Source organism: Ectothiorhodospira lacustris (genome assembly GCF_022227845.1).
GTDB classification, from domain to species: Bacteria; Pseudomonadota; Gammaproteobacteria; order Ectothiorhodospirales; family Ectothiorhodospiraceae; genus Ectothiorhodospira; species Ectothiorhodospira lacustris.
In genome coordinates this window covers 78,579-101,606 of the sequence record NZ_JAJNQN010000002.1, presented here as the reverse complement: position 1 = coordinate 101,606, position 23,028 = coordinate 78,579, and the positions used below count along the sequence as shown (strand labels likewise).

Here is a 23,028-nt window from a genome sequence, read left to right as displayed (position 1 = left end):
CGCTGTGCCTCTCCTAGCGCAGGGTGCTGAGATATTCGGCGATGAGCTTGATTTCCTCATCCGTATACCCGGTGGCATGGCGGTCCATGACGGTAGCGGGTCGGGTACCGTCCCGGAATGCCTTCATCTGCGCGATCATGATCTCCGGCGGGTAGCCGTAGATGCTGGGGATGGCGCCGGCACTGCGGCCGTCGGTGCCGTGACAGGCATAGCACGTGGTCGCCATGAGGGCGCCGCGCGAGACCTCGGCGGTCGCGGTGTGAGTGAAGCCCAGTCCGGCCAGGGCGAGCAACAGGGCACGGCTTGAATGGCGTAAAAGGGTATGTTTCATGGAATTCAGTATCCTCCTTTTGTAGTTTTGGTCGTCCCCTGGACCCATCTTGCCTCTTAATGATATCAAGCTATATGCTTTGTCTTTTTAGATATTTAAAGGTTGATGTATGTCAACCACTCCGAGGGTTGTTCTTCCTGCCTTGGGCAATTTCAGGGGCAATATATAATTGTGCTGGTAAATATCGCTAATAAACAATAATCCGGATATAAGAACCTATGGGCATGAGTTTTCCAACGACGGCAGACGCAAGAGACGTCCTTCCATGAGTAGTGATCAGCGCAGACACCCGCGGGTGCCCATGGAAATCACGGTGGAACTTCACTGTGAGGACGAGGCTCCCAGGCGCGTGCAGACCATCGACCTCAGCGGCGGCGGGGTCATGCTGCTGATCCCGGAGGGCACGATCCCCGACGAGGGGACTGAAGTGAAGGTAAGGGTCTGCGGACAGCTGGGAGACGGCGAAGCACCGCCACTGGTCAATGCCAGGGTGGTCAGGCGCCTGCCGGAGGGTGTGGCGGTGGAGTTTCTCCCCTGAGTTCAGGTTCAGGGCGTGCGCCGCGGCAGCATCAATAGACCCGTGGCGCGCCGGGTGGGCGGGCGGCAAAGCGCTTGTAGCTCCAGACGTACTGCTCGGGGCATAGCCGGATCAGCGTTTCCACGGCTTCGTTGACGGCGCAGGCCGCGACCTGCGGATCTTTCGCATACACCGTTTCCGGCACCGGGATGCACCGGTAGCGATATCCTTTTCCCGCAGGCAGGCGCTGCGCAAAGGCGAATACGATCGGCACTTGCCGTGGTCCGGCCAGCCGGTTGAGCAGGGTCATGGTGAGGGCCGGATGTCCGAAGAAAGGGGCAAAGATGCCTCGGGCACCCTTGGGCGTCTGGTCCGGCAGCATGCCGATGAGTCCGCCGTGGGAGACGGCCCGCTGGATTTCCTTGATGCCGGCCAGGGTCGTTGGCACCAGACGGGCGCCGGTGGCCGCCCGAGCTTCCCTCAGCGGCCGATTCAGGGCGGCCAGTCGGGGCGGGCGGAACAGGCTGGTCATGGTGCCGAAGCCAGCCGCGTGCAGTCCCGCGAATTCCCAGCTTCCCAGGTGAGGTGAAACCAGAAAGGCACCCCGGCCTTGTGTCAGTGCGGACTGAAGATGTTCCTCGCCTTCCACGCCTGCCAGCAGGGCCTGTACTCGCGCACTGCCGGCGTGCCAGAGCCAGGGCGCTTCCGTCAGTGCCTTGCCGGTCTCCATCAGGCTCTGCCGGGCAATTTTTTGATGCCAGCGGGCATCCCGCTCCGGAAAGCAGGTGGCCAGGTTGAGCAAAGAGATGCGCCGCGGCTCGGTTCGCAGCACCCAGGCCAGCCAGCCCAGAAGGGCGCCCAGGGCGTGGTTCGCCCGCAAGGGCATCCGGGCCAGCAGGCTGAACAGGAGACGAATCAGGGGTTCCATGGCGACTGCTCCATCCGGGGGGTGGCCGGGAGATCGTCGGCGATGTCGGGGACATCATCCAGTCCTACCGACATGAGTGGTGTCAGGGTGCGGGTCAGGCTCTTGAACAGCCCCGGATTGTCCTGTTCCTCCCGGGCCAGCAGGGCCTTCATGTGGGGCCGCTGGGTGGGTTTGCCGAAGCGGGTGGGGCAGTTTTCTTCCATGATCGGCAGTCCGGCCCTGTGCGCGAAGTCGCGAATCCGCCGTTCGCGGGCGTAGACCAGGGGGCGGATCACGCGCAAGTCTCCGGCCTCGATGAGATAATGGGCCTTCATGGTCTTGAGGCGCCCACCATGGAAGGCGCTCATGAGAAAGCTCTCTGCCAAGTCATCCAGGTGCTGTCCCAGGGCGATGACGTTGTAGCCCTGTTCCCGTGCCGTGCGGTAAATGAGTCCCCGGCGCATGCGGGAGCAGAAAGAGCAGTACGAATGGTTGTCCAGATGCTTCTCGGCACGGGCCAGGATGGGTTCACTCACGTAGGCGTAGGGTATGCCCAGTGACTGGAGATAGGGGATCAGGGCGCGTTTGTCGGTCAGGCCGGTCTGGGGGTCGATGGTCACGGCGCCGACCTCGAAACGAACCGGTGCCCGTTGCCGGAAATATAGCAGCAGATGCAGCAGGGTCAGAGAGTCCTTGCCGCCGGATAGGCCAAGGAGGATGCGATCACCGTCGCGTATCATGCGAAAATCGCCGATGGCACGACCGGCGTCCCGAATCAGGGAGCGAGGAGGAATCAGGCTGGACATGGCCGCCGAAGATACTCACTGGGCGGAAGTGATGGCAAGTCTTTCTTCGGGGTAAAAAAACCCCCACCATCCTTGGTGGGAGCGAGACCATCCCTGGTCAGGTGATTGATCCTGCGTTCCGTGCCTGCCTAGTGGATTCATTCCACGCCTGGTCCGAAGTCGTCCTGTACCCCATCACTCCAGGATCCCTGGGAGGCGCTTCGTGCACCATGGGTATATGATTTCATAGTCGAGGGGGCGGTGAACACTGCCCCAAACCTGCGAAAAACAGGCTTTTGGGGCAAAAGTCTGTAAGGATTTTCTTACACGCGTGCCTTGCCCCCCACCACTGAGCCCGGAAAAGGTTTTCGTCCATGTCTGCCGCCCCCCTGTTTCCCGATATTCGTCCCTATCGCTCACATCATCTGGATGTAGATCCTCCGCATCGTCTCTATCTGGAGGAGTGCGGCATTGCCGGGGGGCTGCCGGTGGTGTTTCTCCATGGCGGCCCCGGTTCCGGGTGCGAATCCTGGCATCGACGTTTTTTCGATCCCAACCGCTATCGCATCGTCCTGTTCGATCAGCGAGGGTGCGGCCGTTCCGTGCCCCATGCCGGCTTGGAAGGCAACACCACCTGGGATCTGGTGGCGGACATGGAGCGTATCCGCGAGTATCTGGGAATCGATCGCTGGGTCCTGTTCGGCGGTTCCTGGGGCTCCACCCTGGCCCTGGCCTACGCCCAGACCCACCCTGAGCGGGTGCTGGGAATGGTGCTGCGGGGGATCTTCCTGTGTCGTGACGAGGATATCCAGTGGTTCTATCAGGAGGGCGCCGGACGCCTTTTCCCCGATTACTGGGCCGATTATCTGGCGCCGATTCCCGAAACGGAGCGGGGGGATATGGTCGCCGCCTATTACCGGCGCCTGACCGGGGCCGACGAGGTGGCCCGTATGGCGGCGGCCAAGGCCTGGTCGGAATGGGAGGGGCGTACAGCGACCCTGATGACCAACCCGGCCGTGGTAGGGCATTTCCAGAATCCCTTCACCGCCCTGAGCCTGGCCCGTATCGAGTGCCACTATTTCCGGCACCAGGCCTTCATGGTGCCGGGGCAGTTGCTGCGTGACGCCCACCGTCTGAAGGACATTCCGGGTTACATCATCCATGGGCGTTATGACGTGGTCTGTCCCGTGGATCAGGCCTGGACGCTGCACCGGGCCTGGCCGCAGGCAGAACTCACCATCGTGCCGGATGCGGGGCATTCCGCCGGTGAGCCGGGGATTGCCCGCGCCCTGGTGGCTGCCACCCAGGCGCTGGCGGATCGCCTGGCATGATCGCGCTGTTGCAGCGGGTGAGTCAGGCGCGGGTGGTAGTGAGTGGTGAGACCGTCGGTGAGATCGGCCCCGGCATCCTGGCATTGGTGGGTGTGACGCGGGAGGACGGCGCCGTTCAGGTGGCACGTCTGCTGGAACGGATGCTGGGATATCGTCTGTTCGAGGATGGGCAGGGCCGCATGAACCTGAGTCTGCGGGACACCGGGGGTGGCCTGCTGCTGGTGCCTCAGTTCACCCTGGCGGCGGATACCCGCAAGGGCCTGCGGGCCAGCTTCACCCCGGCGGCCGACCCCGCCGTGGGGGGGGTCTTGTTTGCTCAGCTGGCCGCCCGGGCGCAGGAGGCCTGGCCCCGCGTGGCGACCGGGCGCTTCGGGGCCGACATGGCGGTGTCCCTGACCAATGACGGCCCGGTGACCTTCTGGATTGAGGCCCGATAGCTCGTCCCGATCCTGCGCCCCCTACATCGGGGGTGATTTGCCGTTGCCGTTGTGGTGATTACGCAGATCTTCCACCGGCTGGGTGCCTGCCACGGTATACAGTCCGTCCAGGTCGTAGATGGTGATCAGCTTGCGTCGCACCAGGATCAGCCCGGCGGCCTGGAATCGGGTGAACAAGCGGCTCACCGTCTCCACCGCCAGACCCAGATAATTGGCGATGTCATTTCTCGACATGGTGAGGTTGAATTCCGTGCGCGAGAACCCACGTATGCCCAGGCGGTTGGAGAGACTGAGAAGGAAGGCGGCAAGCCGGGCATCGGAAGCCTTCTTGCCCAGCAGCATCATGAAATGCTCGTCGGTCTGGATTTCCCGACTCATGATGCGAAAAAGTTGGTGTTGCAGACCCGGGATGCGAACTGAAAGCTCTTCCAGACGGTCAAAGGGGATCTCGCAGATGCTGGTGGTTTCCAGAGCGCGGGCGGCGCAGGGATGGACACCGTCACTGATGGCATCCAGGCCCAGCAGTTCGCCCGGCAGGTGGAAGCCGGTGATTTGTTCCTGGCCATCGTCGGTGAGGGTGTAAGTTTTTACCGTGCCGGAACGTACCGCGTAAATGGATGTCATACGGTCACCTGGTCGGTACAGGTGATCCTTTCGCTGCAGGGGACGTTTTCGGTTGATGATCCGTTCGAGCATTTGCAGCTCTTCGTCGCCGACCCCCAGGGGTAGGCACAGATCGTGGAGACTGCAACTTTTGCAGGCTTGCTTGAGACTGCCTAGATCAAGGATCTTGGGGGCGGACATGCGGGTTCAACCACTCCTGCAGCCTTTCGGCCGCCAGCTTATTGCCGAGGTTCGGTTCGGTACGCACTGATTCGGCACCTTAACCAAAGCCGGGCCGGGAGACAAGCCGGCAGGGCTCACCGTGGGCGTAATGCTGTGGTACGATGGCCCCCTGAATCCCCACCGGTGCTTCAGCGCCCATGACCTCCCGCACAGCCCAGATCAAGCGCGATACCCTGGAAACCCGGATACAGGTGACTCTCAACCTGGACGGGCAGGGCCGCGGCGAATTCGCCACCGGCGTCCCTTTCCTGGACCACATGCTGGATCAGGTGGCCCGCCACGGCTGTATCGACCTGTCCATTCAGGCGGATGGTGATCGCCATATCGATGATCATCACACGGTGGAGGACATCGGTATCGCCCTGGGGCAGGCCGTGGCCCAGGCCGTGGGGGACAAGCAGGGGATCCGCCGCTATGGCCATGCCTATGTACCCCTGGACGAGGCCCTGTCACGGGTGGTCGTCGACTTTTCCGGACGGCCGGGCCTGCAGTATCACGTGGCCTACCCCAGGGACCGCATCGGGCAGTTCGAGGTGGAACTGTTCGAGGAGTTCTTCCAGGGTTTCGTGAACCACGCCCGCGTCACCCTGCATCTGGACAACCTGCGGGGCAAGAACGCCCACCATATTGCCGAAACCCTGTTTAAGGCCTTCGGTCGTGCCCTGCGCATGGCGCTGGAGTCGGACCCCCGCATGCAGGGCGTGATGCCCTCCACCAAGGGTGTGCTTTGAACGATCCTGTTTCCCGGCCTGAATAAAGAATCCCTTATGAATACTGTTGCGGTGGTGGATTACGGCATGGGCAACCTGCGTTCCGTGGTCAAGGCCCTGGAGCATGCAGCGCCTGCCGGCACCCGGGTGCTGCTTACGGATCACCCCGCGGATATCCTGGAAGCGGATCGGGTGGTTTTCCCCGGCCAGGGGGCGGCCCGCGACTGCATGCAGGCCCTTGATCAGCGAGGTCTGTCCGGGGTGCTGCGTGAGACGGCGCTGACCCGGCCGTTTCTGGGTATCTGTATGGGCATGCAGGTACTCATGGACCACAGCGAGGAAAACGGGGGTACCGAGTGTCTGGGGATCGTCCCGGGGCGGGTGCGCTGGTTTGGTGTCGATCTGACTGATGCTGGGGGCGAGCGCCTGAAGATTCCCCACATGGGCTGGAACCAGGTCCATCAGGTCCATGCCCATCCGCTCTGGGCCGGCATCGAACAGGATAGTCGTTTCTATTTCGTACACAGCTATTATGTGGAGCCGGCCGCCCTCCAAGTGGTGGCGGGTACCACGGACTACGGGATGCCGTTCACCGCGGCCATCGCCAAGGACTACATCTTCGCCATTCAGTGCCATCCTGAAAAGAGCGCCGCCACGGGTCTGACCCTGCTGCGCAATTTCATGCACTGGACCGGCGGTGTCTGAAATCAGTTAATCAGGGGAATAGATCATGCTGGTGATCCCGGCCATCGACCTCAAGGACGGTAAATGTGTGCGGCTGCGCCAGGGGCGCATGGATGACTCGACGATATTTTCCGAAAGCCCGGTGGAGATGGCTGCGCGCTGGGTGGACGAGGGCGCACGGCGTCTGCATCTGGTGGATCTGGACGGCGCCATCGCCGGCCGTCCCCGTAACGCCGATATCATCGGTGAGATCGTCTCGCGCTTCCCCGATCTGCCGGTGCAGGTGGGTGGCGGGATTCGGGATGACGACACGGTGCAGGCCTATCTGGATGCCGGCGTGCAATGGGTGATCATCGGCACCAAGGCCGTCAGCGCCCCCCATTTCGTCAATGACCTGTGTCTGGAGTTCCCCGGTCGCATCATTGTCGGGCTGGATGCCAAGAACGGCAAGGTGGCCATCGACGGCTGGTCCAAACTGTCCCATCACGATGTGGAAGACATGGCCAAGCACTTCGAGCAGGATGGTGTGGCCGGCATCATCTTCACGGACATCTCACGTGACGGCATGATGCAGGGGGTGAACGTGGACTCCACCGTGAGCCTGGCCCGTTCGGTGAACATCCCGGTATTCGCCTCCGGCGGTGTGACCAGCATCGAGGACATCCGCCGCCTGTGCGCAGTGGAGGACGAGGGGGTCACCGGTGTCATCGTCGGGCGTGCCCTCTATGAAGGTACCCTCAGTCTTGCCGAGGCCCAGGCCCTGGCGGACCAGAACGCCGCCTGAGCCCAGGGTCGATCATGCTTGCCAAGAGAATCATCCCCTGCCTGGACGTGGACCGTGGACGCGTGGTCAAGGGCGTCAACTTCGTCGATATCCGGGATGCCGGTGATCCGGTGGAGATCGCCCGGCGCTATGATGCCGAAGGGGCGGATGAACTCACCTTCCTGGATATCACCGCCAGTTCCGATGAGCGAGAGACCATCGTGCATGTGGTGGAGCAGGTGGCCGAACAGGTATTCATCCCCCTGACGGTGGGAGGGGGCATTCGCCGGATCGAGGACATTCGGCGCCTGCTCAATGCGGGTGCGGACAAGGTGTCCATCAATACCGCCGCGGTCTTCAACCCGGATTTCGTGCGCGAGGCGGCGGACCGGGTAGGTTCCCAGTGCATCGTCGTGGCCATCGACGCCAAGCAGGTGTCCGCGCCGGGGGAGTCCCTGCGTTGGGAGATCTTCACCCACGGCGGTCGCAAGCCCACCGGGCTGGATGCCATCGACTGGGCCCGGCGCATGGTGGACAACGGAGCGGGCGAGATCCTGCTCACCAGCATGGACCGGGACGGCACCCGCCAGGGCTTCGACCTGCCACTCACCCGAGCCATCGCCGATGCGGTGACGGTACCGGTGATCGCCTCCGGCGGCGTAGGGCATCTTCAGCATCTGGTGGAGGGGGTCACCGAGGGGCACGCGGACGCGGTGCTGGCCGCCAGCATCTTCCATTTCGGTGAGCACACCGTGGGCGAGGCCAAGCAATACATGGCCGAACGGGGTGTCGAGATTCGCCTGTAGGGGTGACCTGAAGAGGTCATTTTCGTCTCGGGGCATGTCATCGGCGCCTCTGGGCATGTCATTCCCGCGAAAGCGGGAATCCAGCGGCGGATTGAACATCCTGGACTCCCGCCTTCGCGGGAGTGACGGCAAAAGGGCCTTCGCGGGAGTGACGGCAAAAGGGCCTTCGTGGGAGGGCGGCAAAAGGGCCTTCGGGGTAGAACTTCCTTGGGGGCATGTTCCCCGGTTGCTGGTAAATTCCCCCGCCAACGGTTTAAAGTACATGCCCGATACCTATATCCTGATACCCGGCGCATGACCCAGAACAGTCCCCTGGACACGATTCGATGGAATACCGACGGCCTTGTCCCCGTCATCGCCCAGGACCATGCGGACGGCTGCGTGCTGATGGTTGCCTGGATGGACCGGGAGGCCTTGGCCCGCACCCTGGAGACCGGCGAGGCGGTGTACTGGTCCCGTTCCCGGGGCCGGTTGTGGCACAAGGGTGAAAGCTCCGGGCACGTTCAGGTCGTGCATGATGTGCGGCTGGATTGCGACCGCGACGTGATCCTTCTGAAGGTGGAGCAGAAGGGCGGTATCGCCTGCCATACCGGGCGCCGTCACTGCTTCTATCATCAGTATCGGGATGGTGACTGGGTGGAAAGCGAGCCGGTCCTCAAGGATCCGGCGACCATCTACGGCGAGGCTCCTTCCCATGGCTGACGATCGTATCCTGGAACAACTGGCCCAGATACTGGAGTCCCGCAAGGGCGCGGATGCCTCCAGTTCCTATGTGGCGAGTCTGTACGCCAAGGGGCTGGACGGCATCCTCAAGAAAGTGGGCGAGGAAGCCACCGAGACCGTGGTGGCCGCCAAGAACGGCGACCCTGAGCAACTGATCTATGAGACCGCCGATCTGTGGTTCCACACCTTGGTGATGCTGGCGCAGCAGGGGCTGGGTCCGGGCCAGGTGCTGGCGGAACTGGAGCGGCGTTTCGGTCTGTCGGGGCTGGAGGAGAAGGCGGCACGTAGTGCCCGCTAGCACGACGGCCACGGCACTGATCACAGCGGACACATTACTGACACATCTGGAGGCATCTCATGGGTTTTGGCGGCATCAGTATCTGGCAATTGCTCATCATCCTGGTCATCGTGGTCTTGCTGTTCGGGACCAAGAAGTTGCGCAACATGGGCGGTGATCTGGGCAGCGCCATCAAGAACTTCCGGCAGTCGGTCCGCGACGGCGAGACCGAGGCCGACGGTAAGGGCAACGAAGACACGGAACGCAAGCCCCTGGAAGACAAGCCCGGCCGCGTATTCGAGGCCGAGGCGACCACCGAGAACAAGACCCGGGAAGGCGAGCGCCACTCCTGATCTCCGGAGGGTCTTCATGCCGGGCGGCGGCCGTCAGGCCCCGCCCGCTCAATCCTCATAACCGCGGCGGTTGATACGGACGCATGTTCGATTTCGGATTCTGGGAACTCATCGTCATCGGCTTGGTGGCACTTCTGGTCGTGGGGCCGGAACGGCTGCCCAAGCTGGCCCGTGAAATCGGTCGCTGGGTGGGTAAAATCCGCCGTTTCGTCAGCAGCGTGCGCTCCGATATCGAGCAGGAGCTGCGGACCGAAGAACTCAAGAAGATGCTTGAGGATCAGGAGCGGGAGATCGGTCGCCTCAAGACCATGATGCAGGATACGGAACAGGACCTGCGTCAGTCGGTGGACAAGACCCGGGAGCGGGTCAGTTCCGTGGAGGCAGAGGTCAAGGAAGGTGCCGCCGCCCAGGCGGCGTCGGCCCCTTCCGCACCGACGCCTCCCGAGTCCGATCAGACCCGGAAATCGAATCATGAATCATAAGCCCGAGTCCCCCCAGGCCGGAGACGAGGCCGAGGGGACCTTGCTGTCCCACCTGGTCGAACTTCGCACCCGGTTGCTGCGCAGTGTGCTGGCGATCCTGCTGGTCTTCCTCGTGCTGTTCCCCTTCGCCAATCCCATCTATACCTTCCTGGCCGGGCCGCTGATGGTACACCTGCCGGAAGGCAGCAGCATGATCGCCATCGAAGTGGCGGCACCGTTCCTGATCCCCTTCAAGCTGGTGCTGATGCTGGCGATCGTGATCTCCGTGCCTTTCCTGCTGTATCAGGCCTGGGCCTTCATCGCGCCGGGGCTGTATCGGCACGAGAAGCACCTGGCCGTGCCCATGCTCGTCTCCAGCACTATCCTCTTCTACCTGGGCATGGCCTTTGCCTACTTTGTGGTCTTTCCACTGATCTTTGCCTTTTTCACCTCGTCGGCCCCGGAAGGGGTCTCGGTGATGACGGATATTTCCCGCTATCTGGATTTTGTCATCCTGCTGTTCCTGGCCTTCGGTATCGCTTTTGAAGTACCCATCGCCACCATCCTGCTGGTGGCCATGGGGCTGACCACCCCCCAGCAGCTGGCGGCCAAGCGGCCGTATATCATTGTCGGCGTGTTTGTGGTCGGCATGATCCTGACCCCGCCCGATATCATCTCCCAGACCCTGCTGGCGTTGCCCATGTGGTTGCTGTTCGAGATCGGGATCGTGCTGTCAAAGGTCCTGGTCAAGAAGAAGGCGGCCCGGGAGGCGGAGGAGGGGGAAGATCCGCCGCCTGCCGATGATCCGCCGAGCCGTCCCGCCCCCACGGAGGCCGCTGATCTGTCGGCCCGTGCCGCCGCAGCCGCCGCCAAGGCCCGGGCCAAGGCCGCCACCGCCGTCGCCAGGGCCCGGCAGGGACGCAAACATGAAACCGATCAGCCCCTTTCGGCGTCGGAGATGGATGAGGCCCTGGATCAGGCCGAAGCGGAGGAGCGTCGGCTACGGGGCGCTTCGGACAACTCCAAGCCACAGGACAAGTGAATGACGCAGTCTTCCCACAATGCCCCTCGCCGTCCCACCCTGCTGATCATCATGGACGGTGTCGGAGTCAATCCGGGCAAGCTTAACAACGCCTATCACGATGCCGCCACGCCGCGGCTGGATCGGTACTTTGCTCACCATCCCCATACCCTGCTGGAGGCCTCGGGCCGGGCGGTGGGGTTGCCTGATGGGCAGATGGGTAATTCCGAGGTGGGGCACCTGATCCTGGGGTGCGGTGCTGTCATTCGGCAGGATCTGGTCCGTATCGACGATGCCGTCGAAGACGGCAGCTTCATGGACAACGCGGCCCTGACGGCGGCGGCGAAAACGGCCGCAGAGGCCGGTCGGCCCCTGCATCTGATCGGGCTGGTGTCCGATGGCGGTGTGCACAGCCATCTCCGTCACCTGCATGCCCTGATCGAGTTGTGCGGTCGCCATGGTGCCAAGCCGGCGATCCACATGATCACCGATGGTCGCGATACCGCGCCCAAGTCTTCTCCCGGTTATGTCCCCTCGCTGGAAAAGGCCCTGAAGTCCTGCGGCGGCCAGATCGCCACCGTGACGGGCCGGTATTACGCCATGGACCGGGACAAGCGCTGGGATCGCACACAGCTGGCCTTTGATGCCATGGTGCATGGCAAAGGGACCCGCGCCTCCAGCGCGGCCGCGGCCCTGTCCGCCGCCCATGAGGCGGGGGAGACCGACGAATTCATCAAGCCCCGGGTCATCGACAAGGGGGCGCTGATTCGCAGCGGTGATCCGGTGCTGTTCTTCAACTTCCGCAATGATCGCCCCCGCCAGCTCACGGAGGCCTTGAGCCAGTCGGACTTCATCCACTTTGATCGCGGCGACTTCACGCCGGTCACCGTGACCTGTCTGACCCTTTATGATGCCCGCTATGACCTCCCGGTGGCCTTCCTGCCGGAGCGGCCCAGGGTGACCCTGTCACGGGTGCTGAGCGATGCAGGCCTGAAGCAGTTTCACTGCGCCGAGACGGAGAAGTACGCCCACGTCACCTTCTTTTTCAACGGCGGCGTGGAGACACCCGCCGAGGGTGAGGATCATGTCATGATCCCTTCTCCCAGGGTGGCCACCTATGACCTAAAGCCGGAGATGAGTGCCCCCGAGGTGGCGGATGCCACCATCCAGGCCCTGGAAAGTGGTCAGTACGATTTTGTCCTGGTGAACTTCGCCAATGGGGACATGGTGGGTCATACCGCGGTCTACGAGGCGGTGGTGAGTGCGGTGGAGGCCCTCGATACGGCTGTGGGGCGAGTGCTGGACGCGGCCGTGGAGCGGGGGTATTCCGTGATCCTTACCGCCGACCACGGCAACTGCGAGGAACTGATCGATCCCTTCACCGGTGAGCCCCATACCCAGCACAGCATGTATCCGGTGCCCTGTCTGGTCATCGACGGCAGTGTCCGGCATCTGCTGACCGGTGCGGGGCTGAGTGCCATCGCGCCCACCGTACTGCAACTCATGGGGCTGGCACAGCCGCCGGAGATGACCGGGAGGTCGTTGCTGCTCGATACCTTGGTCAGGTAACGAGGGCGTTTTCCCGGCAATAGAAATACACCAGATTATCCGCGTTTTCCGTCAGTGGAGACCCCAGGCTCAGATAGCCGGACCCGGTGAGCGGGGCGTCGTCCTGGTGGATGAAGCGGACCTCGCCGGTCTTGTCCTGCAGGTAAGTGCCATTCAGGCTTTGATCCACGAGTACGAAGCCGCCGTTCCGGCATTCCACCCGGGCATGGCGGCGGGAGACGAATTCCTTGGGCACGACCAGGTCGCACTGTCGATTCCGCCCCATCAGGAAACCGTCGTCCGAGGGGTGCAGGTTGACCACCGCGTCCCGGTAATGCAGGAGCAGGCTGCCACCACTGCCCCCCGAGGATTTTTCACCGGGCCTTGAGGGCTTGGGCTGGGTGATGGGGCTTGGACTTGGGCTTGGGCTTGGTACGTACTCCTGATCCTCGGAGATCTCCCCGGCGCGTCGATCCACGAGGCGACGTCGATTGCTGATGACCCACTCCCCGAAGCTGTCCCGAAACGGATAGTTGGGGCGTCTTTCGTAGCGACGTCGCTCTCCCTTTCTTCTAAGATCCATGCCCGTGTGCTCCGCGACAAGATATTATCCGCTCCAGTATAAACCAATCGCCCATTGGCGAACCGAGGGTGCTGTCACGGACTTGGCATGGTGACAAGGTCCGTCCCCATGCTAGGATCGGCAACACTTGCCCTTATTTCTCATCGGGTTATCGCCATGTTGAGCGCATCCAGGATCATCTCCGCACGCGGTGCCCGTCCCGCTCCGGAGGACGTGGCTCGCTTGGGGCGCTGGCTGGTCCTGCCGCTGGTGGTGGTGTTGGCATGGAGTCTGGCACAGCTCACCTGGACCCTGTTGACCCCGCAGGAGATCGGGCCTCTTCCCGTGGCGCGGGACTTGCCTTCGGCGCCCCCGTCCGTGGCCCCCCTCTCCAATGAGGTTCCGCGCCTGACGGCAGTGGCCGATTTGCAGCTGTTCGGGCATGCGGAAACCGTGATTGAAGCCCCGGCGGTACCCACAGAGGCCCCGGAAACCCGTCTGCGCCTGACCCTGAAAGGGGTGGTGGCCTCCCCCGAGCCTGCCCTGGGCGTGGCACTGATCGCCGATGACCGCCAGAATGAACGCCATTACCGGGTGGGTGCCGAGCTGCCGGGGAGTGCCCGGCTGGAGCAGATCTTCGGCGATCGGGTCATCCTTTCCCGTGAAGGGCGTTTTGAGATGTTGCGTTTGCCTCGGGAGACCCTGGACAGCGCGGCGGTGGTGCCGGCCGTGCAATCCAGCCAGGCAGGCGGGACCGAGCCGGCACCGCCGCTGCGAGACGCGGGACTGGCGGCAAGCCTGGCGACGCGACGGGATACCTGGCTGCAGGAGCCCGGCCAGTTCATGGAAAGCATCCGGGTGCGGCCGGTGATGGAGCAGGGGGCGATGAAGGGTTTTGCGGTCTCCCCCCGGCGTGACCCGGCCCTGTTCCGTCAGGCGGGCCTGCGGCCCGGCGACGTGGTGACCGGGATCAACGGCACGCCGATCAGTGCCGTCACCGATCCTCAGGCCCTGATGGCCGAGCTGGCGCAGGCCACGGAAGTCAGGCTGGATCTTGAGCGTCAAGGCCGTGCCATGTCATTGACCCTGCCCATCGGGCAGTGATGGAGAACCGCATTTCATGAGTGGACGACGAGACCTGTCTGCAATCCGGCCCCGAGGATTCGCCCGCCATTGCCGGATGCGCCTGATCCCGCCCCTGCTGGCGCTCGCCTGTCTGCTGCCGGCCGGCCTGCAGGCGGAGGAGGACAGCGCCACCCTCAATTTCCGGGATGTGGACATCCAGGCCCTGATCAATTACGTCTCCGAGGAGACTCAGACCAATTTCATCGTCGATCCCCGCGTCCGCGGCCGGGTGACCGTGGTCTCGGGCCGTCCGGTCAGCCGCTCGGAACTGTACGAGATCTTCCTGTCGGTGCTGCGGGTCCATGGCTTTGCCGCCGTCCAGACCGATGGGGTGATCAAGCTGGTGCCCGATGCCATTGCCAAGCAGGCGGAAGTGCCCACTGCCTCCGAGCGTAGTCCGTTGCAGGGGGATGAGTACATCACCCGAGTGATCTCTGTGAACCATGTGGATGCCGCCCAGCTGGTACCCATCCTCCGGCCCCTGATCCCCCAGAGCGGTCATCTGGCCGCGTCCCCGGAATCCAATACCCTGGTCATCTCCGATACCGCCGCCAACGTCAATCGGTTGGTGGGCATCATCGGCCGGATCGATCAGGAAAGCCGGGAAGACATGGAGGTGATTCCGCTTCAGCATGCCGCCGCCGCGGAGGTGGCGCGGATCATCAGTACCATGGAGGGGGCCGAAGGCCGTCAACGCCCCGGCTCGCGCCTGCAGGTGATGGCGGACGAGCGCACCAACAGCATCCTGCTGAGCGGCGATCCCAAGCGTCGCATCCCCGTGCGGGCGGTGATTTCCCATCTGGATATTCCCATGGAGGGGGGCAATACCCGGGTCATTTATCTGCGCTATGCCAAGGCCGAGGATGTGGCCGAGGTCCTCCGGGGACTGGCCGCCTCCATGGAGGGGGGGGCTGCCGGTGCCGGTGGTACTGCGGGCGCCGGGCGGGGGGGCAGCATTCATGTGCAGGCCCATGAGAGTACCAATGCGGTGGTGATCAGCGCGCCGCCGGATGTGGTCAGGGACCTGCGCGCGGTGATCCAGCAACTGGACGTGCGTCGTGCCCAGGTACTGGTGGAGGCGATCATCGCCGAGGTGTCCACGGAGCGGGCGCGGGAGTTGGGCGTGCAATGGGGCATCGGCTCCGAGCGTGACGGGGTGGGGATCATCAATTTCGGCAGTTCCGGTTCGGGGCTTTACCAACTGGCGCGGGGCTTCTATTCCGGTGGCACGGATCTGCCCAGCGTGGGGGATGGCCTGACCGTGGGGGGCATCGGCCAGTCCGGCGGGACCTCCATCGCCGTCCTGCTCAGGGCCCTGGCCGGGGATTCCGCCAGCAACATCCTCTCCACCCCCAGCCTGCTGACCATGGACAACGAGGAGGCCGAGATCATCGTGGGCCAGAACGTGCCCTTCCGTTCGGGGCGGGCCATCGAACAATCCGGGCAGGCCTTCGATACCATCCAGCGCCAGGACGTGGGTGTGAAGCTTACGGTGCGTCCCCAGATCAACGAGGGTAACGCGGTGAAGTTGGAGATCGAGCAGGAAGTCTCTCAGGTGGCCCCCAGTATCAGCGGCCAGGACGCGGCGGATCTGATCACCAACAAGCGCAGCCTGCGGACCAGCGTGATGGTGGATGACGGTCAGATGGTGGTGCTGGGTGGCCTGATCGATGATGTGCTGGTACAGACCCGCAACAAGGTGCCGGGCCTGGGGGACATCCCCGGTCTTGGGCGGTTATTCCGCTACGACACGTCCACCAAGGAAAAGCGCAATCTGATGGTCTTCCTGCACCCGGTGATCATTCGTGAGCACAATGACCTGACCGGACAGACGGCGGCCAAGTACAACTACATCCGGGCCGAGCAACTGCGTTCCCGCGCCCAGGGGGTGTTGATGATGCCCGACGAGACGGTGCCGGTGCTGCCCGACTGGGAAGCCTTGCTGCACCTGCCGCCGCCCTTTGAAGCCACTGCGGCCGCCACGGTGCGGGGCCTGTCCATCCAGCCACCTCCGGGTCGTCAATGAACGCCCGCACGGCACCGGAGGCCATGGAGGGGCTGCCCGCGGCCCGCCCGGTGGAGGATGCCCCGGCACTGTCGCCGGTGCGGGGCGTGAGTTTCGGTTTTGCCCGCCGTCATGGGGTCGTGGTCATGGAAGACTCGGGCGCGGCCCTGCGGGTGGTGTGCCGGCAGGGCGTCAGTAGCCGGACCCTGACTGAACTACGTCGCCACCTGGGACGCCCCCTGACGCTGGAAACGGTGCCGGAAGCCCAGTTTGACGTATTGCTGCGCACCCGGTACGAGAGCAGCAGCAACGACGCCATGCAGCTCATGGAAGGCATGGGGGAAGAAGAAGACCTGGACAGCGTCGCCCGAAGTCTGGCCGAGCCGGAAGACCTGCTGGAGACCGAGGATGACGCCCCCATCATCCGCCTCCTCAATGCCCTGCTCACCGAGGCCATCAAGGAAAATGCCTCGGACATCCATATCGAGCCCTTCGAGAACCGTCTCACCGTGCGCTTCCGTGTGGACGGGGTGTTGCGGGAGGTTCTGGAGCCCCCGCGGGTCCTGGCCCCGCTGATCACCTCGCGCATCAAGGTCATGGCCCGTCTGGACATTGCGGAAAAGCGCCTGCCCCAGGATGGGCGCATCTCCTTGAAAGTGGCGGGTCGGGCGGTGGATGTGCGCGTTTCCACGTTGCCCTGCGGCCACGGTGAGCGGGTGGTGCTGCGCCTGCTGGACAAGCAGGCCGGGCGCCTGGACCTGCGTCATCTGGGCATGGATCCGGACACCCTGGCGGTGATGCGGCGTGTGATTGCACGCCCCCACGGCATCATCCTGGTGACCGGTCCCACCGGCTCGGGCAAGACCACCACCCTCTATGCGGCCCTCTCCCAGCTCAATGACCGCAAGCGCAACATCCTCACGGTGGAAGACCCCATCGAATACTATCTGGACGGCATCGGGCAGACGCAGATCAACAGCAAGGTGGATATGACCTTCGCGCGGGGGCTGCGGGCCATCCTGCGCCAGGACCCGGACGTGGTGATGGTGGGCGAGATCCGTGACGTGGATACGGTCAACATCGCCATCCAGGCCAGTCTCACCGGCCACCTGGTCTTTTCCACCCTGCATACCAATACCGCGGTGGGGGCGGTGACCCGCCTGCGGGACATGGGGGTGGAGCCCTTCCTGCTGTCCTCCACCCTGGTGGGCCTGCTGGCCCAGCGCCTGGTGCGTCTGCTCTGCGATCACTGCAAGGCCCCGTACCGGGCCTCCGAGGCCGACAGCCGTCTGCTGGGGCTACCCCCGGGGGAGCACACCCTGTTCCGGGCCGTAGGCTGCCCCGAATGCAATCAGCTGGGCTACCGGGGGCGCACCGGCATCTATGAACTGGTGGAGCTGGACGAGACCCTGCGATCCCTGATCCATGACGGCGCCGGCGAACAGGCCATGGAACGGCACGCCCGTGGCCATGCCACCAGTATCCGCCAGGACGGCATTCGTCGCATCCTGGCCGGTCACACCACCCCGGAGGAGGTCCTGCGGGTCACCAAGGACGACTGACCACCGATGCACTCCAGCCTGCCCGCCACCGGACACCCGCACCTGAACCATGCCCGCCTTTGAATACACAGCCCTGAAACCTACCGGCCGCCAGGTCCGCGGAGTGCTGGAAGGGGATACCCCCCGTCAGGTGCGCCAGCAGTTGCGGGAGAGCGGCCTGACCCCGCTGTCGGTGGAGGCGGTCCAGCAGCGGGAGCGTCGGCGTCGGCGGCTGCCGGGACTGGCCCGAGGCATCAGTGCCATGGACCTGGCCCTGCTCACGCGCCAGCTGGCCACCCTGGTGCGTTCGGGGCTGCCCCTGGAAGAGGCCCTGGGAACGGTGGCCCGCCAGAGTGAGAAGGCCCGTATCCGCAGCATGCTCATGGCGGTGCGCACCCGGGTGATGGAAGGGCATTCCCTGGCCCGCGGCCTGGGGGATTTTCCCCACGTATTTCCCGATATCTATCGCACCACGGTCTCCGCCGGGGAGCAGTCCGGGCATCTGGACATGGTCCTGGAGCGGCTGGCCGACTACACCGAAAACCGTCAGCAGATGCGCCAGAAGATCCAGCTGGCCCTGTTCTATCCTGCCATCCTCACCACCATGGCGGTGTTGGTGACCGTGGCCCTGCTCACCTACGTGGTGCCGGAGGTGGTCCAGGTATTCAGCGGCATCGGCCAGGAACTGCCCTGGCTGACCCGCACCCTGATCGCGGTGAGCGATGCCCTGCGTGACTATGGCCTGATGCTGTTGGTGGCGCTGGTGGCGGCCGGTGTGCTGTTCAAGTATCTGCTACGGCGGCCAGGGCCGCTGCGGACCTGGCACCGGTTGCTGCTGCGCCTGCCGCTGGTGGGGCGGCTCACCCGGGGCATGAACACGGCCCGATTTGCCCGCACCCTGTCCATCCTCTCGGCCAGCGGCGTGGCGGTGCTGGAATCCCTGCGCATCGCCGCCGAAGTGATCGCCAATCGCCCTATGCGCGAGGCGGTGCAGACGGTGGCCCAGCGGGTGCGGGAGGGTTCCGGCATCGGCGTGGCTCTGGAACGCTCCGGCTATTTCCCGCCCATGACCGTCCACCTGATCCGCAGCGGCGAGGCCAGTGGCGCCCTGGACGAGATGCTGGAGCGGGCGGCAGTGAACCAGGAGCGGGAACTGGAAACCCGCATTGCCATGATCATGGGCATCCTGGAGCCGGTGCTGATCCTGGTGATGGGGCTGGTGGTGCTGGTCATCGTGCTGGCCATCCTGCTGCCCATTTTCGAACTCAATCAGCTGGTCAATTAGTGGTCATACTCAATTAAGGGGATTGCGCGCAAAATGATGAACATTCACCCACGCAGACAAGGCGGTTTCACCCTCATCGAAGTCATGGTGGTGGTGGTGATCCTGGGTATCCTGGCGGCCATCGTTGTGCCCCGGATCATGGATCGTCCCGACGAGGCCCGGATCACCAAGGTACAGAACGACATCCGTGCCCTGGAGAGCGCCCTCAATCTCTACCGCCTGGACAATTTCGTCTACCCCAGCACGGATCAGGGGTTGCAGGCCCTGGTGCAGCGGCCCTCGGGCCAGCCGGAGCCGCGCAACTGGCGCCAGGGCGGGTATGTCGACCGCCTGCCCATGGACCCCTGGGGCAACCCCTACCAGTACCTGCATCCGGGCACCCGGGGCGAGTTCGATCTCTACAGCTTCGGCGCCGACGGCCGCCCCGGTGGTGATGGCATCAACGCAGAGATCGGCAACTGGGGTCAGTGACCTGCATGTGCCGTTCCTGCCGCGGCTTCACCCTGTTGGAAGTGGTGGTGGTGCTGTTCATCGTCGGCATCATGGTTTCCTTCGCGGTGATCGCGGTGGGCGACGGCGGCCGTGACCGCCACATTGAGCAGGAAATGCGCCGCTTTGTCGCCCTGGTCGCCCTGGCCCGGGACGAGGGCATCCTCACTGCCGAGGAGACCGCCTTGAGCGTGGGCCGGCACGGGTACGGTTTTCTGCGCGAATACCAGGTGGATGCCCGCAGCTATGAGTGGCTTCCGGTGCCGGGGGATCGGCCGCTGCAATGGCGCGAGCTCGGGGGGCTGGGTATCGAGCTGGCCCTGTCTCTGCAGGGGCAACCGGTGAGCCTGGAGCGGGAACCGGCCAGTCCGATGCCCCATGTGTACCTGGGCATCAGCGGTGAGATCACCCCCTTTGAACTGCAGTGGCTGACCGATCAGGCCCGCACGCCCCGCTTCGTCATCCGTGGTCATCCCGGGGGGCGGATCGAGATACTGGAGCCCGCGGACCTCCACGGCAGGGATCTGCGGACATGGCGATGAAGCCGCAACAGGGTTTCACCCTGCTGGAAGTGCTGGTGGCGGTCACCATCCTGGCGGTGGCCCTGGGGGCGGTGATCAAGCTGGGTAGCGACAATGCCCGCATCGCTGCCGAACTGCGTGATCGCACCTATGCCCACTGGGTGGCCTCCAACGTCATGGCCCGTTATCGGGCTGGGCTGGAGGTCCCGGCCGAGGCCGTGGTGCGGGGGAGCAGCATGATGGCGGAACGGGAATGGTTCTGGGAGGTGCGTCTTGATCCGGCCATGCTGGATGTGGGCGGCTTTGAACTGGGGCCCGTGCCCCGGATCGAGATCAGCGTCCGCGACAGGGATGATCCGGGTGCCTCCCCCTTGGCCCGGCTGGTGGGTCACCTGAACTGGCAATGAGCCTCCGTCGCCCCCCTTCTGCACGCTACGGACGTGGCTTCACCCTGCTGGAGCTGATTGTCTCCCTGGCCGTGTTTGCCCTGGTCTCCGTGATGGCCTATGGCGGCCTGCGGGCGGTGCTGGAGGTGCGGGCCTTCACGGATGAATCTGCCGCCCGTCTGGCGGAGGTCCAGATGGCCATGACCCTGCTGGGGCGGGATCTGGAACAGGTGGCCCGGCGCCCGGCCCGGGATGGCCTGGGGGAATTCCAGCCGCCGATCCGTCATGACGGTCTCCAGGTGCCACCGCGGCTGGAGGTGATCCGTGCCGGGGTGCGGGGTGGTGCCGGTCGCAGCAGTTTGCAGCGGGTGGCCTGGGAGGTGGAGGAGGGCAGCCTGTATCGACTTTACTGGTCCGCCCTGGACGGGGGCGGGGATCTCCCCATCGGCCGCATGCCCGTGATCCTGCGCCGGGAGGGATTCGGCCTGCGGGACTGGGAACTGCGTTTCCACCATCGGGACGGGATCGAGGGCCTGACCACGGTGGCCTTCTGGCCTCCCTTGGGCAGAGAACAACAGGACATGGCCCTGCCGCTGGCGGTGGAGATCATCCTGGATCTGGAAGGGATCGGCCGGGTATCGCGGCTATTTCCCGTGACCCATTCTGCCCGTGATCATTGAAGTGATGGGGGAACCTGGGGATGGCTCTTGCCGTCACTCCCGCGAAGGCGGGAGTCCAGGATCCTCAGTCCGTGACTGGATTCCCGCTTGCGCGGGAATGACGGATTCATCGGCTTCAGGAAAAGTCGCACTGGATGACTGGGAAGCTAAGGGTCTAGAATTAATTGAGAAATCTGTTGTCGCTGCCGGTGAGGCATTTCGAGAAGCTTTTCGCAATAATGTGGAAGAGAATGGCCCTGCATTGGCAGGTACTTATACTGTGACGAGTCGATCCTTCCCGCCTACCGTCGCGATAGGGCTATAATTAAGAGGCATGAATCACCTAATTCCCCCGAATTATGCCCGTTGATATAAGAGCACTTTATCCTAAGTTGCTTAATCTGATGCTGGATGCGGTCTTCGTGGTTGACGAGGACAGCAAGATCGTCTTTGTGAGCGATGCGTGTGAGACGCTGCTCGGTTATCGCGCCGACGAGTTGATCGGCACGTCGATCACCGACTATATGCATCCTGACGATTTGGTGGCCACACGGGCTTCCATTGCCCAGGTCATGAACGGTCAGCCCCACGTGGACTTCAGTAACCGTTATATCCACAAGGATGGCGCTGTCGTGCACATCCTGTGGTCTGCCCGCTGGTCCGAGGAGAATGGTGTGCGGATCGGTGTGGCGCGGGACGTGACGGCCCTCAAGCAGGCCGAGGAGAAATTACGTTTCCTCGCCCATCACGATCCGTTGACAGGGTTGACTAACCGATCGCTGTTCAATGATCGACTGGATTCGGCTCTGCATGCGGCCCATCGCCACCAGAGCGGTCTGGCTTTGCTGTTTCTGGATATCAATGACTTCAAATATATTAATGATACTCATGGACATGCGGCGGGTGATCGTGTGCTCTGTGAAATTGCACGACGGCTGGAAGGCTGCGTACGTGAAACCGACACGGTGGCCCGGATGGGCGGTGACGAATTCGTTGTTCTGTTGACGGATCTCCATTCCGAGGTTGCCATTTCCGGGAAGGTGGAGCAGATTCTCGCATTCATGGCCGAGCCAATGGACGTTGAATTCGGTGATATCAGAATGCCGTCCTGTAGTATCGGCGTGGCCTGTTATCCCGCGGACGGGGTGGATGCAGATACCCTGTTGAGGCATGCGGATGAGGATATGTACCGGCTGAAAGGGGGACGTTCGAAAACTGGCTGACGAAAAAAGCTAAGGGTAAGACAATGCCTCTTTTGGCTTTGTCTTGAGCTTTTATTTCGCTCATGGCGAAATTTTGCAGTGCTAATAAGGATGGATTGTTAATGGATGCCAATCTCGCTAAAAAGAACTTTCCTGTCGTTTGCGTAGGCGGTTCAGCCGGTGGCCTTGATGCCTATATCCGTTTGCTCCAGAACCTGCCGGCCGATATGGGCGTGGCTATTGTGATAGTTAATCACGTGAGAACACAGGCCACCCTGCTTCACCAGATTCTTCCGAACTATACAAAGATGCCGGTTGAACTCATCACGGAAAAACTGGTTATTGTTCCCAATCATGTTTTCATAATCCCTGGGCAGCGTGATCTGCACGTTCTCGACGGTGAGTTTCTTCTAAAACCGATATCAAAACCGAGGGGATGGCCTGACGTAATCACGGTGTTCCTGGGTTCTTTGGCGGAGCACTGGGCCGCAAAAATTGTCGCGATCATTGTCTCTGGCTATGATGGCGACGGCGCAGAGGCCCTGTGCCGCATTAAAGAGGTGGGGGGTATTACCATCGCGCAGACGCTCGATACGGCTGCACAGCCGGATATGCCTGAGAGTGCAATCGCTACAGGTTGCATAGATTTTGTCCTTTCGCCCGAAAAAATCGCGCAAAAAATCGTGCAGATTGCATGCTCGGAGTCTGGTTTGCCTGATGCTTGACGACGAGGGAATGGTGAAAGCGTTCCGG

Annotated in this window: 27 protein-coding genes and 1 pseudogene; 23 read left to right on the top strand and 5 right to left on the bottom strand. The window is 63.2% G+C overall.

Going from position 1 to position 23,028, the window contains the following annotated elements:
* Positions 1-13 precede the first annotated feature (13 nt).
* Entirely contained in the window at positions 14-331 is a 318-nt protein-coding gene (locus LQ956_RS02230) for a c-type cytochrome (RefSeq protein ID WP_238622097.1), read from the bottom strand.
* A gap of 265 nt (positions 332-596) precedes the next feature.
* Between LQ956_RS02230 and LQ956_RS02225 the strand changes: the two genes are divergently transcribed.
* Entirely contained in the window at positions 597-869 is a 273-nt protein-coding gene (locus LQ956_RS02225; RefSeq protein WP_238622098.1) for a PilZ domain-containing protein, read from the top strand.
* 31 nt (positions 870-900) lie between these two features.
* Here LQ956_RS02225 and LQ956_RS02220 read toward each other — a convergent pair whose 3' ends face one another.
* Both LQ956_RS02220 and LQ956_RS02215 read right to left on the bottom strand, forming a co-directional pair.
* Positions 901-1,776, bottom strand: coding sequence for a lysophospholipid acyltransferase family protein (locus tag LQ956_RS02220; RefSeq protein WP_238622099.1), 876 nt, complete (start codon positions 1,774-1,776; stop codon positions 901-903).
* A complete protein-coding gene (locus tag LQ956_RS02215; RefSeq protein WP_238622100.1) occupies positions 1,764-2,561 on the bottom strand; it encodes a tRNA 2-thiocytidine biosynthesis TtcA family protein in 798 nt (265 codons plus the stop codon). Before LQ956_RS02215 ends, LQ956_RS02220 begins: the two co-directional genes overlap by 13 nt.
* Before the next feature lie 353 nt (positions 2,562-2,914).
* Between LQ956_RS02215 and pip the strand changes: the two genes are divergently transcribed.
* Positions 2,915-3,871 carry a prolyl aminopeptidase gene (gene pip, locus LQ956_RS02210; RefSeq protein ID WP_238622101.1) on the top strand — a complete coding sequence of 319 codons (957 nt, stop codon included), beginning with the start codon at positions 2,915-2,917 and terminating at the stop codon, positions 3,869-3,871.
* Complete coding sequence (gene dtd / locus LQ956_RS02205; protein WP_238622102.1) at positions 3,868-4,308, top strand: D-aminoacyl-tRNA deacylase; 441 nt, start codon at positions 3,868-3,870, stop codon at positions 4,306-4,308. Before pip ends, dtd begins: the two co-directional genes overlap by 4 nt.
* A gap of 21 nt (positions 4,309-4,329) precedes the next feature.
* Here the strand turns inward: dtd and fnr are convergent, their stop codons facing one another.
* A complete protein-coding gene (fnr, locus tag LQ956_RS02200) occupies positions 4,330-5,112 on the bottom strand; it encodes a fumarate/nitrate reduction transcriptional regulator Fnr (protein WP_238622103.1) in 783 nt (260 codons plus the stop codon).
* Positions 5,113-5,291: 179 nt separating this feature from the next.
* On the opposite strand from fnr, the gene hisB reads away from it, so the two are divergent.
* From hisB to gpmI, 10 genes and pseudogenes are all read left to right on the top strand, one after another.
* A complete protein-coding gene (hisB, locus tag LQ956_RS02195) occupies positions 5,292-5,885 on the top strand; it encodes an imidazoleglycerol-phosphate dehydratase HisB (RefSeq protein WP_238622104.1) in 594 nt (197 codons plus the stop codon).
* 36 nt (positions 5,886-5,921) lie between these two features.
* The gene (hisH, locus tag LQ956_RS02190; protein WP_238622105.1) at positions 5,922-6,569 is read left to right on the top strand and encodes an imidazole glycerol phosphate synthase subunit HisH; all 648 of its coding nucleotides are present in this window, start codon (positions 5,922-5,924) and stop codon (positions 6,567-6,569) included.
* Between the two features lie 25 nt (positions 6,570-6,594).
* Positions 6,595-7,332, top strand: coding sequence for a 1-(5-phosphoribosyl)-5-[(5-phosphoribosylamino)methylideneamino]imidazole-4-carboxamide isomerase (hisA, locus tag LQ956_RS02185; RefSeq protein ID WP_238622106.1), 738 nt, complete (start codon positions 6,595-6,597; stop codon positions 7,330-7,332).
* A 14-nt stretch (positions 7,333-7,346) separates the two neighbouring features.
* Positions 7,347-8,117, top strand: coding sequence for an imidazole glycerol phosphate synthase subunit HisF (hisF, locus tag LQ956_RS02180; protein ID WP_238622107.1), 771 nt, complete (start codon positions 7,347-7,349; stop codon positions 8,115-8,117).
* Positions 8,118-8,411: 294 nt separating this feature from the next.
* Complete coding sequence (hisI, locus tag LQ956_RS02175; protein WP_238622108.1) at positions 8,412-8,819, top strand: phosphoribosyl-AMP cyclohydrolase; 408 nt, start codon at positions 8,412-8,414, stop codon at positions 8,817-8,819.
* Positions 8,812-9,138 carry a phosphoribosyl-ATP diphosphatase gene (locus tag LQ956_RS02170; RefSeq protein WP_238622109.1) on the top strand — a complete coding sequence of 109 codons (327 nt, stop codon included), beginning with the start codon at positions 8,812-8,814 and terminating at the stop codon, positions 9,136-9,138. Before hisI ends, LQ956_RS02170 begins: the two co-directional genes overlap by 8 nt.
* Before the next feature lie 59 nt (positions 9,139-9,197).
* A complete protein-coding gene (tatA, locus tag LQ956_RS02165; protein ID WP_238622110.1) occupies positions 9,198-9,470 on the top strand; it encodes a twin-arginine translocase TatA/TatE family subunit in 273 nt (90 codons plus the stop codon).
* 83 nt (positions 9,471-9,553) lie between these two features.
* Positions 9,554-9,832: pseudogene (gene tatB, locus LQ956_RS02160) on the top strand (Sec-independent protein translocase protein TatB); the annotation flags it as partial.
* Positions 9,833-9,941: 109 nt separating this feature from the next.
* The gene (gene tatC, locus LQ956_RS02155) at positions 9,942-10,973 is read left to right on the top strand and encodes a twin-arginine translocase subunit TatC (RefSeq protein ID WP_238629305.1); all 1,032 of its coding nucleotides are present in this window, start codon (positions 9,942-9,944) and stop codon (positions 10,971-10,973) included.
* Positions 10,974-12,521 (top strand): 2,3-bisphosphoglycerate-independent phosphoglycerate mutase, encoded by a 1,548-nt coding sequence (gene gpmI / locus LQ956_RS02150; protein ID WP_238629304.1) that lies wholly within the window; start codon positions 10,974-10,976, stop codon positions 12,519-12,521.
* Here the strand turns inward: gpmI and LQ956_RS02145 are convergent.
* The gene (locus LQ956_RS02145; RefSeq protein WP_238629302.1) at positions 12,514-13,083 is read right to left on the bottom strand and encodes an FHA domain-containing protein; all 570 of its coding nucleotides are present in this window, start codon (positions 13,081-13,083) and stop codon (positions 12,514-12,516) included. The genes gpmI and LQ956_RS02145 overlap by 8 nt on opposite strands.
* 156 nt (positions 13,084-13,239) lie before the next feature.
* Here LQ956_RS02145 and gspC point away from each other — a divergent pair, with 156 nt between their 5' ends.
* The 10 genes from gspC (at position 13,240) to LQ956_RS02095 (ending at position 23,000) form a co-directional block, all read left to right on the top strand.
* A complete protein-coding gene (gene gspC / locus LQ956_RS02140) occupies positions 13,240-14,166 on the top strand; it encodes a type II secretion system protein GspC (RefSeq protein ID WP_238622114.1) in 927 nt (308 codons plus the stop codon).
* A 76-nt stretch (positions 14,167-14,242) separates the two neighbouring features.
* Positions 14,243-16,213, top strand: coding sequence for a type II secretion system secretin GspD (gene gspD / locus LQ956_RS02135; protein WP_430733391.1), 1,971 nt, complete (start codon positions 14,243-14,245; stop codon positions 16,211-16,213).
* Positions 16,210-17,754, top strand: a complete 1,545-nt coding sequence (gene gspE / locus LQ956_RS02130) for a type II secretion system ATPase GspE (protein ID WP_430733389.1) — start codon at positions 16,210-16,212, stop codon at positions 17,752-17,754. Before gspD ends, gspE begins: the two co-directional genes overlap by 4 nt.
* A gap of 49 nt (positions 17,755-17,803) precedes the next feature.
* Positions 17,804-19,018, top strand: coding sequence for a type II secretion system inner membrane protein GspF (gspF, locus tag LQ956_RS02125; protein WP_238622116.1), 1,215 nt, complete (start codon positions 17,804-17,806; stop codon positions 19,016-19,018).
* A 36-nt stretch (positions 19,019-19,054) separates the two neighbouring features.
* On the top strand, positions 19,055-19,489 hold the full coding sequence (gene gspG / locus LQ956_RS02120; RefSeq protein ID WP_238622121.1) for a type II secretion system major pseudopilin GspG: 435 nt from the start codon (positions 19,055-19,057) through the stop codon (positions 19,487-19,489).
* 5 nt (positions 19,490-19,494) lie between these two features.
* The gene (gene gspH / locus LQ956_RS02115) at positions 19,495-20,049 is read left to right on the top strand and encodes a type II secretion system minor pseudopilin GspH (RefSeq protein ID WP_238622117.1); all 555 of its coding nucleotides are present in this window, start codon (positions 19,495-19,497) and stop codon (positions 20,047-20,049) included.
* On the top strand, positions 20,046-20,435 hold the full coding sequence (gspI, locus tag LQ956_RS02110) for a type II secretion system minor pseudopilin GspI (protein WP_430733388.1): 390 nt from the start codon (positions 20,046-20,048) through the stop codon (positions 20,433-20,435). The genes gspH and gspI overlap by 4 nt, the downstream gene beginning before the upstream one ends.
* Complete coding sequence (gene gspJ, locus LQ956_RS02105) at positions 20,432-21,094, top strand: type II secretion system minor pseudopilin GspJ (protein WP_238629298.1); 663 nt, start codon at positions 20,432-20,434, stop codon at positions 21,092-21,094. Before gspI ends, gspJ begins: the two co-directional genes overlap by 4 nt.
* 338 nt (positions 21,095-21,432) lie before the next feature.
* Entirely contained in the window at positions 21,433-22,296 is an 864-nt protein-coding gene (locus LQ956_RS02100; RefSeq protein ID WP_238629296.1) for a diguanylate cyclase domain-containing protein, read from the top strand.
* 101 nt (positions 22,297-22,397) lie between these two features.
* Positions 22,398-23,000: a chemotaxis protein CheB gene (locus tag LQ956_RS02095; RefSeq protein ID WP_238629287.1), complete on the top strand. Its 603-nt coding sequence runs from the start codon at positions 22,398-22,400 to the stop codon at positions 22,998-23,000.
* Positions 23,001-23,028 lie beyond the last annotated feature (28 nt).

Bases quoted from the DNA above. Each gene is read 5' to 3' on its own strand.
- gspF (WP_238622116.1), top strand. From the start codon at position 17,804: ATGCCCGCCTTTGAATACACAGCCCTGAAACCTACCGGCCGCCAGGTC.
- hisF (WP_238622107.1), top strand. From the start codon at position 7,347: ATGCTTGCCAAGAGAATCATCCCCTGCCTGGACGTGGACCGTGGACGC.
- pip (WP_238622101.1), top strand. From the start codon at position 2,915: ATGTCTGCCGCCCCCCTGTTTCCCGATATTCGTCCCTATCGCTCACAT.
- gspE (WP_430733389.1), top strand. From the start codon at position 16,210: ATGAACGCCCGCACGGCACCGGAGGCCATGGAGGGGCTGCCCGCGGCC.
- LQ956_RS02215 (WP_238622100.1), bottom strand. From the start codon at position 2,561: ATGTCCAGCCTGATTCCTCCTCGCTCCCTGATTCGGGACGCCGGTCGT.
- LQ956_RS02145 (WP_238629302.1), bottom strand. From the start codon at position 13,083: ATGGATCTTAGAAGAAAGGGAGAGCGACGTCGCTACGAAAGACGCCCC.
- hisI (WP_238622108.1), top strand. From the start codon at position 8,412: ATGACCCAGAACAGTCCCCTGGACACGATTCGATGGAATACCGACGGC.
- tatC (WP_238629305.1), top strand. From the start codon at position 9,942: ATGAATCATAAGCCCGAGTCCCCCCAGGCCGGAGACGAGGCCGAGGGG.
- hisH (WP_238622105.1), top strand. From the start codon at position 5,922: ATGAATACTGTTGCGGTGGTGGATTACGGCATGGGCAACCTGCGTTCC.
- gspH (WP_238622117.1), top strand. From the start codon at position 19,495: ATGTGCCGTTCCTGCCGCGGCTTCACCCTGTTGGAAGTGGTGGTGGTG.
- gspI (WP_430733388.1), top strand. From the start codon at position 20,046: ATGAAGCCGCAACAGGGTTTCACCCTGCTGGAAGTGCTGGTGGCGGTC.
- fnr (WP_238622103.1), bottom strand. From the start codon at position 5,112: ATGTCCGCCCCCAAGATCCTTGATCTAGGCAGTCTCAAGCAAGCCTGC.
- LQ956_RS02220 (WP_238622099.1), bottom strand. From the start codon at position 1,776: ATGGAACCCCTGATTCGTCTCCTGTTCAGCCTGCTGGCCCGGATGCCC.
- tatA (WP_238622110.1), top strand. From the start codon at position 9,198: ATGGGTTTTGGCGGCATCAGTATCTGGCAATTGCTCATCATCCTGGTC.
- gspG (WP_238622121.1), top strand. From the start codon at position 19,055: ATGAACATTCACCCACGCAGACAAGGCGGTTTCACCCTCATCGAAGTC.
- gpmI (WP_238629304.1), top strand. From the start codon at position 10,974: ATGACGCAGTCTTCCCACAATGCCCCTCGCCGTCCCACCCTGCTGATC.
- LQ956_RS02230 (WP_238622097.1), bottom strand. From the start codon at position 331: ATGAAACATACCCTTTTACGCCATTCAAGCCGTGCCCTGTTGCTCGCC.
- LQ956_RS02225 (WP_238622098.1), top strand. From the start codon at position 597: ATGAGTAGTGATCAGCGCAGACACCCGCGGGTGCCCATGGAAATCACG.
- hisB (WP_238622104.1), top strand. From the start codon at position 5,292: ATGACCTCCCGCACAGCCCAGATCAAGCGCGATACCCTGGAAACCCGG.
- dtd (WP_238622102.1), top strand. From the start codon at position 3,868: ATGATCGCGCTGTTGCAGCGGGTGAGTCAGGCGCGGGTGGTAGTGAGT.
- hisA (WP_238622106.1), top strand. From the start codon at position 6,595: ATGCTGGTGATCCCGGCCATCGACCTCAAGGACGGTAAATGTGTGCGG.
- gspJ (WP_238629298.1), top strand. From the start codon at position 20,432: ATGAGCCTCCGTCGCCCCCCTTCTGCACGCTACGGACGTGGCTTCACC.
- LQ956_RS02100 (WP_238629296.1), top strand. From the start codon at position 21,433: ATGCCCGTTGATATAAGAGCACTTTATCCTAAGTTGCTTAATCTGATG.
- gspC (WP_238622114.1), top strand. From the start codon at position 13,240: ATGTTGAGCGCATCCAGGATCATCTCCGCACGCGGTGCCCGTCCCGCT.
- gspD (WP_430733391.1), top strand. From the start codon at position 14,243: ATGCGCCTGATCCCGCCCCTGCTGGCGCTCGCCTGTCTGCTGCCGGCC.
- LQ956_RS02095 (WP_238629287.1), top strand. From the start codon at position 22,398: ATGGATGCCAATCTCGCTAAAAAGAACTTTCCTGTCGTTTGCGTAGGC.
- LQ956_RS02170 (WP_238622109.1), top strand. From the start codon at position 8,812: ATGGCTGACGATCGTATCCTGGAACAACTGGCCCAGATACTGGAGTCC.